At 69.0% G+C, this 10,441-nt stretch carries 16 protein-coding genes; 7 read left to right on the forward strand and 9 right to left on the reverse strand.

Going from position 1 to position 10,441, the window contains the following annotated elements:
* Positions 1–41: 41 nt before the first annotated feature.
* The 3 genes from ACFHYQ_RS18425 to ACFHYQ_RS18435 form a co-directional block, all read right to left on the reverse strand.
* Positions 42–263, reverse strand: a complete 222-nt coding sequence (locus ACFHYQ_RS18425; protein ID WP_394302392.1) for a hypothetical protein — start codon at positions 261–263, stop codon at positions 42–44.
* 97 nt (positions 264–360) lie between these two features.
* Positions 361–519, reverse strand: a complete 159-nt coding sequence (locus tag ACFHYQ_RS18430) for a hypothetical protein (protein WP_394302393.1) — start codon at positions 517–519, stop codon at positions 361–363.
* 80 nt (positions 520–599) lie between these two features.
* Entirely contained in the window at positions 600–941 is a 342-nt protein-coding gene (locus ACFHYQ_RS18435) for a hypothetical protein (RefSeq protein WP_394302394.1), read from the reverse strand.
* 210 nt (positions 942–1,151) lie between these two features.
* On the opposite strand from ACFHYQ_RS18435, the gene ACFHYQ_RS18440 reads away from it, so the two are divergent.
* Together ACFHYQ_RS18440 and ACFHYQ_RS18445 are read left to right on the forward strand one after the other, a co-directional pair.
* Entirely contained in the window at positions 1,152–1,826 is a 675-nt protein-coding gene (locus ACFHYQ_RS18440) for a hypothetical protein (RefSeq protein ID WP_394302395.1), read from the forward strand.
* Positions 1,823–2,194: a type II toxin-antitoxin system PemK/MazF family toxin gene (locus tag ACFHYQ_RS18445; RefSeq protein WP_394302396.1), complete on the forward strand. Its 372-nt coding sequence runs from the start codon at positions 1,823–1,825 to the stop codon at positions 2,192–2,194. The genes ACFHYQ_RS18440 and ACFHYQ_RS18445 overlap by 4 nt, the downstream gene beginning before the upstream one ends.
* Before the next feature lie 188 nt (positions 2,195–2,382).
* Here the strand turns inward: ACFHYQ_RS18445 and ACFHYQ_RS18450 are convergent, their stop codons facing one another.
* Complete coding sequence (locus ACFHYQ_RS18450; RefSeq protein ID WP_204014881.1) at positions 2,383–2,973, reverse strand: Dps family protein; 591 nt, start codon at positions 2,971–2,973, stop codon at positions 2,383–2,385.
* A 227-nt stretch (positions 2,974–3,200) separates the two neighbouring features.
* On the opposite strand from ACFHYQ_RS18450, the gene modA reads away from it, so the two are divergent.
* From modA to ACFHYQ_RS18465, 3 genes are read left to right on the forward strand one after another with little or no spacing between them, the layout of a single operon-like run.
* Entirely contained in the window at positions 3,201–3,959 is a 759-nt protein-coding gene (gene modA / locus ACFHYQ_RS18455; protein WP_394302397.1) for a molybdate ABC transporter substrate-binding protein, read from the forward strand.
* Between the two features lie 4 nt (positions 3,960–3,963).
* Positions 3,964–4,758, forward strand: coding sequence for an ABC transporter permease (locus ACFHYQ_RS18460; protein WP_394302398.1), 795 nt, complete (start codon positions 3,964–3,966; stop codon positions 4,756–4,758).
* On the forward strand, positions 4,755–5,840 hold the full coding sequence (locus ACFHYQ_RS18465; RefSeq protein ID WP_394302399.1) for an ABC transporter ATP-binding protein: 1,086 nt from the start codon (positions 4,755–4,757) through the stop codon (positions 5,838–5,840). Before ACFHYQ_RS18460 ends, ACFHYQ_RS18465 begins: the two co-directional genes overlap by 4 nt.
* A 24-nt stretch (positions 5,841–5,864) precedes the next feature.
* Here ACFHYQ_RS18465 and ACFHYQ_RS18470 read toward each other — a convergent pair whose 3' ends face one another.
* From ACFHYQ_RS18470 to ACFHYQ_RS18480, 3 genes are read right to left on the reverse strand one after another with little or no spacing between them, the layout of a single operon-like run.
* A complete protein-coding gene (locus ACFHYQ_RS18470; RefSeq protein WP_394302400.1) occupies positions 5,865–6,236 on the reverse strand; it encodes a hypothetical protein in 372 nt (123 codons plus the stop codon).
* Between the two features lie 12 nt (positions 6,237–6,248).
* The gene (locus ACFHYQ_RS18475) at positions 6,249–6,617 is read right to left on the reverse strand and encodes a roadblock/LC7 domain-containing protein (RefSeq protein ID WP_204014860.1); all 369 of its coding nucleotides are present in this window, start codon (positions 6,615–6,617) and stop codon (positions 6,249–6,251) included.
* A 41-nt stretch (positions 6,618–6,658) separates the two neighbouring features.
* Positions 6,659–7,228: a hypothetical protein gene (locus ACFHYQ_RS18480; RefSeq protein WP_394302401.1), complete on the reverse strand. Its 570-nt coding sequence runs from the start codon at positions 7,226–7,228 to the stop codon at positions 6,659–6,661.
* Positions 7,229–7,481: 253 nt separating this feature from the next.
* Here ACFHYQ_RS18480 and ACFHYQ_RS18485 point away from each other — a divergent pair, with 253 nt between their 5' ends.
* Positions 7,482–7,997, forward strand: a complete 516-nt coding sequence (locus tag ACFHYQ_RS18485) for a 2-thiouracil desulfurase family protein (RefSeq protein ID WP_394302402.1) — start codon at positions 7,482–7,484, stop codon at positions 7,995–7,997.
* Here ACFHYQ_RS18485 and ACFHYQ_RS18490 read toward each other — a convergent pair.
* Positions 7,969–9,195, reverse strand: coding sequence for a DUF4032 domain-containing protein (locus ACFHYQ_RS18490; protein WP_394302403.1), 1,227 nt, complete (start codon positions 9,193–9,195; stop codon positions 7,969–7,971). The two genes, ACFHYQ_RS18485 and ACFHYQ_RS18490, sit on opposite strands and share 29 nt — an antisense overlap.
* 71 nt (positions 9,196–9,266) lie before the next feature.
* On the opposite strand from ACFHYQ_RS18490, the gene ACFHYQ_RS18495 reads away from it, so the two are divergent.
* Complete coding sequence (locus ACFHYQ_RS18495) at positions 9,267–9,524, forward strand: 4a-hydroxytetrahydrobiopterin dehydratase (protein ID WP_394302404.1); 258 nt, start codon at positions 9,267–9,269, stop codon at positions 9,522–9,524.
* A 6-nt stretch (positions 9,525–9,530) separates the two neighbouring features.
* On the opposite strand, the gene ACFHYQ_RS18500 is transcribed toward ACFHYQ_RS18495, so the two are convergent.
* Positions 9,531–10,373, reverse strand: a complete 843-nt coding sequence (locus ACFHYQ_RS18500; protein ID WP_394302405.1) for a spermidine synthase — start codon at positions 10,371–10,373, stop codon at positions 9,531–9,533.
* Positions 10,374–10,441: the final 68 nt, after the last annotated feature.

Consider the following 10,441-nt stretch of genomic DNA (forward strand, 5'->3'; position numbering starts at 1 on the left):
GCGGCCCCTCAGGAGACGTTCCTTCGGGGCCGCCTTTCGGGTCACCGCTGCCAGGCCGGCTCCGATTGCCGGTCGTAGTGCTCGAAGGCCGTGGCGAGCCCCTGGCACACCTCGGCCGCGGTTTCGAACAGCGCCTGCGCCTTCGGCTCGTCGATCTTCAGGACGTCATCCCGGGCGTGCTCGGCCACCTCGGTCAGCATGTCGTGCAGCCGGGCCGTGTGGCGGCGCGGGTCGTTCTCCGGGTACGGCGCATGCTCGGTCATGGCGATCTCTCCCTGGACCTCTCCTCGGACGGACGATGCCGAAGGCGTCAGGCGTTGCTCAACTATGTTCAGCCGCGGTTCGTCTGGCTGGTCCTGCTCATACGGCGGTTTCCGCCGCCGCCGTCTGGATGTTCTCGACAGCCTGCTCCGAGCTGATTTCCGCGGCCTCGGCCGCGAGTCGCAGATCCTGCCGGGTGATGTTGGCCGGGTTGCCGTGGTCGTTGTCGGGCTCACCGCAGCCGCAGCTCAGGCACATCCTCAATCGCTCCTTCCGGTCGACACGCATCCGATGTACCCGGCGTACGGCAGCGAAACGGCAACGCGAAAGGCAGGACCTCATTGGCCTCGCCGGGGTTCGCCGGGCCCACCCGGTTCGTGGCGTCCGACGAGTCCACTGGTTTCGTCGGATGGTGCGTCCTCGCTGCCAAGGGTCGTGTCGGCGAGCACCTCGTCGGGCACCTGGCCTGTCGGCGGCTCGCCGACCGTTCCGCCGGGACCACCGCCGCCGGTGGTGCCGATCCCGCCGACCCGGCCGGCGATGTCGGCGTCCGCCTTCTCCTTCGAGCCCTTGCGGGTCGCCCGGATGCCGGGCGTGCGGTTCTTGAACCGGGGATCGTCCTGCGCGTTCGTCGCCAGTTCCTCGGCGAGTTCCTTCGGGCTCTTCTTCTCCTCACCCATGTCGCCGCCCCTACCCGGTGCCCGCCCCACCATGCCCAGGCCCGCCGCAGGATGGAATCCCCTCAGCGTCGAGTCTCCTCAGAGTTCCGCGATCCGGGGAAACCGGAAGCCGACCACATGGTGACTCATTGATGTCATGATGTAGCTCTCTGTGTCCGCTCTCTGAAGAGGGGAGCGGTGTGGGAATGTCGGGCGACCATCGGGGGTACCGTGACGATAGAGGAGATCAGGGGAGGAACGGTGGTCGCCATGGTCGAATCACCCACCCTCCTGGTCAGTGCGGTCCTGGCCGTGCTCAAGACGGCGCAGGAGATGGGCTTCGAGATTACGAAGGTGAAGCTCACCGAACTTCTCTACCTCGCAGATCTGAAGGCGGTCGAGGAAGGCCTTTCCCAGCTCAGCGGAGCGACTTGGCGGTGGGATCACCATGGTCCCTATGATCACGCGATCAGGCGCGCCGAGGAGTTCGTGGTGGAGAGCGAACTCGTGGAGCGCGATGACAGCACGGCCGTCGAGTTCGGCTCCCGCGTGCTGCGAATGAACGTCGACATCGACGATCCGCTGGACGTGATCGGCATGATGCTCATCCGCGATGTCGTACGCATGCACGGTGCGAAGAGCGCGACGGCGCTCAAGGAATCGTCGTACGCGACGGCCCCCGTGATCGAAGCGCAGGTGGGGGGGGAACGCGGGGTTCTCCTCGACCTCAATCGGGCGCGACGCCGGAAACAAACCGCGGCGCTGATCGAGCGGGTCAGATCCAGACGGGCACGACGGCCAACGGAAGCCGGCGACCCGGGGGCGGGAGAAGTTCTGAAATCGGAGTTCTTGGAAGGTCGGGAGGCCCTGCAGCGGGCCAACTCGAGAGCACTCGGTGAGCAGTGAGGGGATCCATCCGCAAGGGCGGCGTGTACTACGTCTCTGACCGGTCGCTCACCATGCCTCCCAACGACAAACGCAACTACCATCCGAAGCGGCCTGTGATCGTATTAAGCAACGATGCCAATAACGAGCAGGCCGACTGGCCGTTTGTATACGTTGTGCCGACTTCCACGGCGACCACGCTGAGGACAGAGTACTGCGTCAAGATCGCTCAAGGTTTTGGCAACCTGCCCAGTAAGTGCTGGGCGCGTACGATCTGCGCCCAGCCTTTTCTCAAAGAGGAACTGGGTGACTACCTGGGGCAGCTCCCGCCCCAGGTTATGGGATTGATCGAGGAGAATCTGCTCGGCTACATCGGGCTCGTGGACTAGCGATCGGGATGCGACGGCTTGGCAGTCCATGAGCATGAGCGGTGATGGGGGGAGGCCGGTCCCCACTGCCGGCGTCTGCCTCGGCACCGTTGCGGCAGACGCGAGCGGCGATCTGGTCATCAAGGATGCGCTACAGCCCGTGAAGACCGGCCCCGTGATGTCAACTGCGCTGATCCGCTCCGCGCCACTCAGGCGTGCACGAGCGGGGTCTCGACGAGGTGCTCGGCGAGGAACCACGCCTGGAGCTCTCCGGTGCGGATGACGTCGGAGACGAGCAGGTCGTTGGTCCCGTCGTCGCCCTTCTCCGCGGTTCTGGCGGCGGCGTCGTGCGCGGCGACCAGGATCGTCTCGTGGGCCTCGAGAAGCCGGGAGATCATGGCGGGCACCTCCTCCACGCCGTCCGGCGGCCGGGGGATCACGGTCATCTCCGCCACCTGCCGCGGATCGCCGACGGCGACGCCGCCGAGGGTCTGGATCCGTTCCGCGATCTCGTCGATGATCTTGAGTTGTTCGCCCGCGTGCTTGTCGAGCAGCAGGTGGAGCTGGTAGAAGGTCGGGCCGCGCATGAGCCAGTGGTGCTTCTTGTAGAGGCTGTAGAGGATCTGACTGTCGGCGAGGATCTGGTTGAGCCGCTGGCAGGAGTAGTCTCTCGTCTCCCGGCTCAGGCCGACCGGAAAGTCGCGTACCGTCCCGAATCCCTGGATCTCGACCCCCTGCTGGTGCAGCCACGGCTGGCTGTCGCCGCGCTGCTGGGTATGGGCGGAAGGCTTGGCGGCCAAGGCGTCTCTCCTCACTTTGGGGGTGGGCGATGCACTAACGAGTGTTTCGCCCCACATGTATGCAGGACCCCTGCTAAGTGCCCTGTTATTGGCGTTTATCACGCAATCAAGGATTGATCTCCGGTCAAGTCGGGGAGGTCAGCGGCCACCCTGGCATAGGCCCTACGCGGAGGCGGCCCGTACTGCGGTTAGATTTGCTGCATGCGGCAGGACCCGAGCGAGCGACGATGGTGAGGCCGAGGATCGGCAGGCGGTCGCTGTCGGCGTCGGCGATCCTGACGATCTTGTCGATGCTGTGCGTGACGGGCTGCGGTGGAGGTCAGAAGGACGACACGCTGACGGTCTTCGCCGCCGCGTCCCTGTCGGAGTCGTTCTCCGCCATCGGCAAGCTCTTCGAGCAGGGCCACCCCGACATGAAGATCAGGTTCAGCTTCGGCGGCAGCGCGACCCTGGCCCGCCAGATCAAGCAGGGCGCGCCGGCCGACGTGTTCGCCGCGGCCAACATGGAGACGATGCGCCAGTCGGAGGCTCCCACCTTCCGGATCTTCGCCCGCAACCGGCTGGAGATCGCGGTGCCGAAGGGCAACCCCGCCCACGTGGCCGGGCTGAGTGACCTGGCCAGGCCCGGAGTGAAGGTCGCGCTGTGCGCTCCGCGGGTGCCCTGCGGCGCCGCGGCCGCGACCGCGCTGGCCGCCGCCGGTGTGACCGTCAAGCCCGTCACGCAGGAGCAGGACGTCAAGGCGGCGCTGACCAAGGTACGGCTCGGCGAGGTGGACGCCGGGCTGGTCTACCGTACGGACGTCAGATCGGCCGGCGGCGAGGTCGAGGGCATCGAGTTCGCCGAGGCGGACAAGGCGATCAACGATTATCCGATCGCGGTCGTGCCGGGGACCCGCCGGCAGGTGGCTGCGAAGGAATTCATCGACATCGTCCTGTCCGACCAGGGCCGCCGGGTGCTGTCGGACGCCGGCTTCACACTCGTCTGACGAAATGATCAAATCGGATCGGCGTCTCGGGCAGGGCCTGCCGTGGGGGCTGGCCGTGCCCGCGGCGGCCGGGATGCTGTTCCTCGTCCTCCCGCTCGCCGGGCTGCTCGCCCGGGCACCCTGGCCGACGCTGCCCGCCCGGCTGGCCGAGCCGCGGGTGCTGGAGGCGCTGCGGCTGTCGCTGGTGACGGCGACGGCGGCGACGGCCCTGTGCCTCGTGCTCGGCGTGCCGCTGGCCTGGCTGCTCGCGCGGGCGGAGTTCCCCGGCCGCGGGCTGGTCCGGGCCCTGGTGACGGTGCCGCTGGTCCTGCCTCCCGTGGTCGGCGGCGTCGCGCTGCTGCTGGTGTTCGGCCGGGGCGGCCTGATCGGACGATGGTTCGGCGACGTGCTGTCGCTGCCGTTCACCACGGCGGGAGTCGTCGTGGCCGAGGCGTTCGTGGCCATGCCGTTCCTCGTGATCAGCGTGGAGGGCACGCTCAGAGCCGCGGATCTGCGCTACGAGGAGGCGGCCGCCACGCTCGGGGCTTCCAGGTGGACGGTGTTCCGGCGGATCACGCTCCCGCTCGTCGGGCCGGGGATCGTCGCGGGAGCCGTACTGTGCTGGGCGCGGGCACTCGGCGAGTTCGGGGCGACGATCACGTTCGCCGGGAACTTCCCCGGCACCACCCAGACCATGCCGCTCGCCGTCTATCTGGCGCTGGAGACCGATCCCGAGGCGGCGATCGTGTTGAGCCTGGTCCTGCTGGCCGTCTGCGTGGCCGTACTCGCGACCCTGCGCGACCGCTGGATCAAGGCATGAGGGGAGCAAGGCAGGGGGAGATGCTGAGCGCCCGGCTGATGGTGGAGCGGGAGCGGTTTCGCCTCGACACCCACCTGACGGCCGCGGCGGGTGAGGTCATCGCGCTGCTCGGCCCCAACGGCGCCGGCAAGACCACCGCGCTGCGCGCGCTCGCCGGTCTCGTACGGCTCACGCGCGGCGAGATCGTTCTGGCCGGGCAGCCGGTGCACGAACTGCCGCCGGACCGGCGATCAATTGGGATGGTGTTCCAGGACTACCTGCTCTTTCCACACATGTCGGCCCTCGACAACGTGGCATTCGGCCCCCGCTGCCAGGGGATCGCCAAGGCCGCGGCCCGGGCCCTGGCCCGCGAGTGGCTCGGACGGGTCGGGCTCGGCGATCATGTCGACGCCCGCCCCCGGGCGCTGTCCGGCGGACAGGCGCAGCGGGTCGCGCTCGCGCGGGCCCTGGCCGTACGGCCCAGGCTGCTGCTCCTGGACGAGCCGCTGGCGGCGCTGGACGCGCACACCCGGCTGGAGATCCGCGCGGAGTTGCGCCGCCACCTGGCGGAGTTCGACGGTGCGGCCGTGCTCGTCACCCACGACCCGCTCGACGCCATGGTGCTGGCCGACCGGCTCGTGGTCGTGGAGAACGGCTCAGTCGTACAGCAGGGGTCGCCCGCCGAGGTCGCGCGACATCCCCGTACGGACTACGTCGCCCGGCTGGTGGGGCTCAACCTCTACCGCGGAAACGCGGACGGGCACCGGGTCACGATCGGCGCTCCCGGCCTCGCCCCGGAACCCGGTCCGGGGCCGCTGGTGCTGAGCGTGGCCGAGATGCTGTCCGGACCGGTGTTCGTGGCGTTCCCGCCCTCGGCGGTGGCGCTCTTCCGCAGCAGGCCGGACGGCACGCCCCGGAACCTGTGGTCGGCCACCATCTCGGGAGTCGAACGGCACGGCGACCAGTTCCGGGTCGGGCTCGACGGCCCGGTCAGCGTCTCGGCCGACGTGACCGCGGCCGCCGTCGCCGATCTCGACCTGCTGCCCGGTCAGCGGATCTGGGTCGCCGTCAAGGCGACGGAGACCCACGCCTACCCGGCTTGACGCCGATCCCGGAGTGAGCCAGGGTCAGACTTCCAGCTGCTCCTCGATCGCGCGGAGCTGGTGGCGGGCCATCGCCAGGTTGGAGCGGCCGCGGTCGAGGGCCAGGTAGAGGAAGAGCCCCTTGCCGCCCCGTCCGGTGATCGGGCGGATGAGGTGGTACTGACCGCTCAGCGTGATGAGGATGTCCTCGATCGCCTCGTTGAGTTTCAGCGCCTCCATCGCGCGCAGCTTTGCCTTCACCACCTCGGTGTTGGCCGCGGCCGCGATCTGGAGGTCGAGGTGTTTGCCGCCGCCGAGCGTGCCCAGTGCCATGCCACTGCCGTAGTCGACCACGGCGGCGCCGATCGCACCGTCGATGCCGAGCATGTCCTTGAGTGAGATGTCGATGTTCGCCATGTTCTTCTTCTCCTATTCGGGTTCGATGATGGCGGCGAGTTTGGCCGCCGTCTTCCGGCCCTCGATCCGGAGCAGGCCGAGGTTGGCCCCCGGACCCGCGAGGACGGTGAGGACGAGCTTGCGGCCCGCGGCGTAGCAGGCCGTGTGACCTCGGCTGCCGGAGATCAGGGTCTCCTCGAACTCGCCGACCCCGGCGAGTTCGGTCATCCGGCGGCTCAGTGAGAGCAGCGCGGAGGTGAGTGCCGCCGTCTGTTCGGTCTCGGCGGCCAGATCCGTCGTCACGAGCATGCCGTCCACCGTGCAGGCGAGCACGCCGGTGATCTCGGGCGTACGGTTCCTGAGCAGGACGAGCTCTTCGTGTACGTCGCGGCGCAGATCCATCGGGACAGCCTTTCCGGGTCGCTTCAACCAGGTGCGCACGATCACGGCAGCGCCTCCAGCGCGGCGCGCAGCCTGAGGAGCAGTTCCACGTCGGTGGGGTCTCCCGGGATCTCTCCCCGGACCCCGGCAGGGATCCCAGAAGGGATCTGAGCCGGGACCGCGCGTGGCGGCGGCCGCGGGATGCGCCGCGGGAGTGCCGGGGCGGTCTCCGCCTGGCGGCCGGTGTCCATCTCGTGGGCGAGCGTTCTCAGCTGCCGCCGGGCCAGGGCGAGGTTGGCCCGCTCCATGTCGAGGCGCAGACAGAGCAGCAGCGGCCCGTCCACCGCCATATCCAGGGGCCGGATGAGGTGGTAGCTCGTCTCGGTCGTGATGATGGCGTCCTCGATCCGGTCACGCCCGCCCGCGGACGCCAGCGCGATGCCGTCGAGCATCGCCTGGAACGCCTTCGTCATCCCGGCCGCCGCCCGTGCCGGGTCCGGAGTCCCTTCCGCAGCCCCCTCCGCCGCCCCCTCCATCGCCACGGCCGTGCCGCTGGCATGGTTCACGAGAACCGCGTGCAGGGCGCCCGGGATGGACATGGCCTCCGACAGGCAGTCCTCGATCCGGATCACCGGCAACTCCTCGCAAATGCGCCGATTCAGCCCAGCCCACATTAGAGGAGTATCCGGAGGTGACCCGATGATCGAGAATGCGATGAGATAGACCCTTTATTCACGAAGGATGAGGATTGTTATCCCGGGAATGGAAATTCATATTTCCTGAATTATCTTCATATTTTGCTGACACCGGGATCGCGCGGGCCGGCACCAGGGCCGGACGTGGGCGGCAGCCGTACAGAAGCGGCAGCCGTACAGAATGGGAGACATGGAGCGGATTCTGGTCAGCGCGTGCCTGCTCGGCAGCCGGGTGCGGTACGACGGAGGGGCCAAGACCAGCGACGACGAACTGCTCGCCAGGTGGCGGGAGGAGGGGCGGCTCGTCCCGTTCTGCCCCGAGGTCCAGGGCGGGCTGCCGGTTCCCCGGCCTCCCGCCGAGATCGAGGGCGGCGCCGGCGGCGCGGCTGTGCTGGAGGGCGCCGCTCGCATCCGTACGCCCGCCGGTGACGACGTGACCGACGCCTTCCTGCTGGGCGCGCGGCGGGCCCTGGCCGCCGCGACGTCGGCCGGGGCCAGGCTGGCGATCCTCAAGGAGGGCAGCCCGTCGTGCGGGTCCCTGAGGATCTACGACGGCACCTTCGGCGGCCGGACGACGCCCGGCCAGGGGGTGACCGCCGCGCTCCTGGAGCGCGGCGGCATCCGGGTCTTCGGGGAGGACCGCATCCCGGACGCCGCCGCCTACCTGGCCCACCTCCTCACGGCGAGAGGGGGTCGGAGGTGGTGATGACGGCCTTCTCGTCGGGTTTGAACACCAGGACGTTGTCCACGTAGGACCGTACGGCCGCGGCCAGGCCGACGTCGTGGCCCGCCGCCTCGGACATGAACCAGCGGTGGTCGAGGACCTCATGGAAGAGCTGGGCCGGCTCCAGCTTGCGTCGCAACTCGGCGGGGGTCGCGTGCATCACCGGCTGGAACACCTCGGCGAGCCACCGGTGGGCCACGATCGCCTCGTCCTCGTGGCGCAGGCCGTTCGACACCCGGAACGCGTCGAGGTCGTTGAGCAGCCGCCTTGCCTGGTTCTCCTCCACGTCGAGCCCGGTCAGCCGCAGCAGGCGTCGCTGGTGGTGCCCCGCGTCCACCACCTTCGGGCGCACGATCAGGCGCGAGGTGCCCGCCTTGCGGCGCACCATCATCTCGGCGACGTCGAAGCCGAGCGAGTTCAGCCGGCGGATGCGCTGGTCCACCCGGTGCCAGTCGACCTCGTCGATGATCTCGTCCTGGGTCAGCTCGGTCCACAGCCGTTCGTACCGCTCGACGAGCTGATCGGCGAACGTGAGCGGGTCGACGGTCGGGTGGAGCAGCCCGCCCGCCTCCAGGTCCAGCATCTCGCCGTAGATGTTGACGTGCGCCACTTCGATGTCGTGCGCCCGCAGGCCCTCGCTGATGGCCGGGTGGAGTTCGCCGGTCTCGGCGTCCACCAGGTATGCGGCGAAGGCCCCGGCGTCCCGCCGGAAGAGGGTGTTGGACAGCGAGCAGTCGCCCCAGTAGAAGCCGGTCAGGTGGAGCCGTACGAGCAGGACCGCCAGCGCGTCCAGCAGGCGGGTCAACGTGTCGGGCCGGACCGTCCCCGACAGCACGGCCCGGTAGGGGAGGGAGAACTGCAGGTGTCTGGTGATCAAAGCGGAGTCCAGCTCGGAGCCGTCGGCCGCGGTCCGCCCGGTCACCACCGCGACCGGTTCGACCGACGGCGCGTCGTGGCGGACCAGGTCCCACAGCAGGCGGTACTCCCGCCTGGCGTACCGTTCGCTGATCTCCTTGATCGCGTAGACGCGCCCGCCCAGCCTGGCGAAGCGCACGACGTGCCGGGAGATGCCGCGGGGCAGCGCCACCAGGTGATGCTCGGGCCACTGCTCCAGCGGGAGATCCCACGGGAGACGGATCAGATCGGGATCGCCGGGTGCGCCGATCATCTGCAAGGGCATCGACCGCTCCGTTTTCTGTTGGGGGATTGATGGGTTGGCAGGTTTTCCTGGTCCATGGTGTCGTGGGAGTCATGAACGATGTTTCCGACTGGCGGCGGGACGGCGACACCATCCGCAGGACCGTGGTCGCCCCCGACTTCCGTACGGCGATCGCGATCGTGAACGACATCGCCGAGCAGGCCGAGGCGATGAACCACCATCCCGACATCGACATCCGCTGGCGCACGCTGCACCTGGCGCTGACCACTCACGACGCGGGGGGCCTCACCGATCTCGACTTCACGCTCGCCGCACGCATCGACGCCATCGTCGCCGACCACCAGACCTGATCGGGTCTAATCGAACAGGCCGGGAGGCGGCACGGGGGTGAGCACGGCATCACCGTCACGGATGGGGCGCGCGCCCGCGACCAGCCGGGTCAGGTCCTCGCCGGACACGCACCTGGCCTGTACGGCGCCGCCGGCGGCCTTCCTCGTGAGCGGCCCGACGGGCAGTTCGACGGGCGAGGCCGCCACGATCAGGTTGCCGAAGCGCCGGCCCCGGAAGACGCCCGGCTCGGCCAGCAGCGCGACGTGCGGGAAGGCCTCGGTGACGGTGGCCACGACCCGCTTGGCGAAGGCCAGGCCCTTCCCGTCAGCCACGTTGATCAGCAGCGTGCCGTCCGGTCGCAGGATCCGGGCGACCTCCGCCATGTACTGCGTGGTGGCGAGCTCAACGGGCATCGTCGCGCCGGAGAAGGCGTCCAGCACGAAGAGGTCGGCGAACCGGTCCGGAAGCCCGGCGGCGGCGGCGCGGCCGTCCAGGATGCGTACCTTCAGCCTGGGCACCGACTTGAGCCGGAGCTGGTCGCGGACGAGCTGCACCAGACCGGCGTCCGGCTCCACCACGAGGTGCCGCGACCCCGGTCGGCGCGCCGAGATGTAGCGGGGGATCGTGCAGGCGCCCCCGCCGACGTGGACGGCGTCGAGGGGGCCCTCGGGCAGGCAGTCGATCACGTGGGCCATCAGTTGGACATAGGAAAAATCGATGTAGGTCGGATCGCTCAGATCCACGTACGACTGCGGGACGCCGTCCATGGTGAGCATCCATCCATCCGGCCGATCGAGGTCACGCAGGAGCTCGACCTCCCCGAAGGTCACCGGATAGCGGCCCGGAAGGGGTTCTTTCTCCCTTGCCACCCGATATCTCCTAATGAGTGTTAGAGAGTCGCCATCCGGCAGACTCGGGACTGGTAGCCACCGGTAGG

Source organism: Sphaerimonospora cavernae, assembly GCF_042435035.1.
Taxonomy (GTDB): Bacteria; Actinomycetota; Actinomycetes; order Streptosporangiales; family Streptosporangiaceae; genus Sphaerimonospora; species Sphaerimonospora cavernae.

Bases quoted from the DNA above. Each gene is read 5' to 3' on its own strand.
- ACFHYQ_RS18425 (WP_394302392.1), bottom strand. From the start codon at position 263: ATGACCGAGCATGCGCCGTACCCGGAGAACGACCCGCGCCGCCACACG.
- ACFHYQ_RS18430 (WP_394302393.1), bottom strand. From the start codon at position 519: ATGTGCCTGAGCTGCGGCTGCGGTGAGCCCGACAACGACCACGGCAAC.
- ACFHYQ_RS18435 (WP_394302394.1), bottom strand. From the start codon at position 941: ATGGGTGAGGAGAAGAAGAGCCCGAAGGAACTCGCCGAGGAACTGGCG.
- modA (WP_394302397.1), top strand. From the start codon at position 3,201: ATGGTGAGGCCGAGGATCGGCAGGCGGTCGCTGTCGGCGTCGGCGATC.
- ACFHYQ_RS18460 (WP_394302398.1), top strand. From the start codon at position 3,964: ATGATCAAATCGGATCGGCGTCTCGGGCAGGGCCTGCCGTGGGGGCTG.
- ACFHYQ_RS18465 (WP_394302399.1), top strand. From the start codon at position 4,755: ATGAGGGGAGCAAGGCAGGGGGAGATGCTGAGCGCCCGGCTGATGGTG.
- ACFHYQ_RS18470 (WP_394302400.1), bottom strand. From the start codon at position 6,236: ATGGCGAACATCGACATCTCACTCAAGGACATGCTCGGCATCGACGGT.
- ACFHYQ_RS18475 (WP_204014860.1), bottom strand. From the start codon at position 6,617: ATGGATCTGCGCCGCGACGTACACGAAGAGCTCGTCCTGCTCAGGAAC.
- ACFHYQ_RS18485 (WP_394302402.1), top strand. From the start codon at position 7,482: ATGGAGCGGATTCTGGTCAGCGCGTGCCTGCTCGGCAGCCGGGTGCGG.
- ACFHYQ_RS18490 (WP_394302403.1), bottom strand. From the start codon at position 9,195: ATGCCCTTGCAGATGATCGGCGCACCCGGCGATCCCGATCTGATCCGT.
- ACFHYQ_RS18495 (WP_394302404.1), top strand. From the start codon at position 9,267: ATGAACGATGTTTCCGACTGGCGGCGGGACGGCGACACCATCCGCAGG.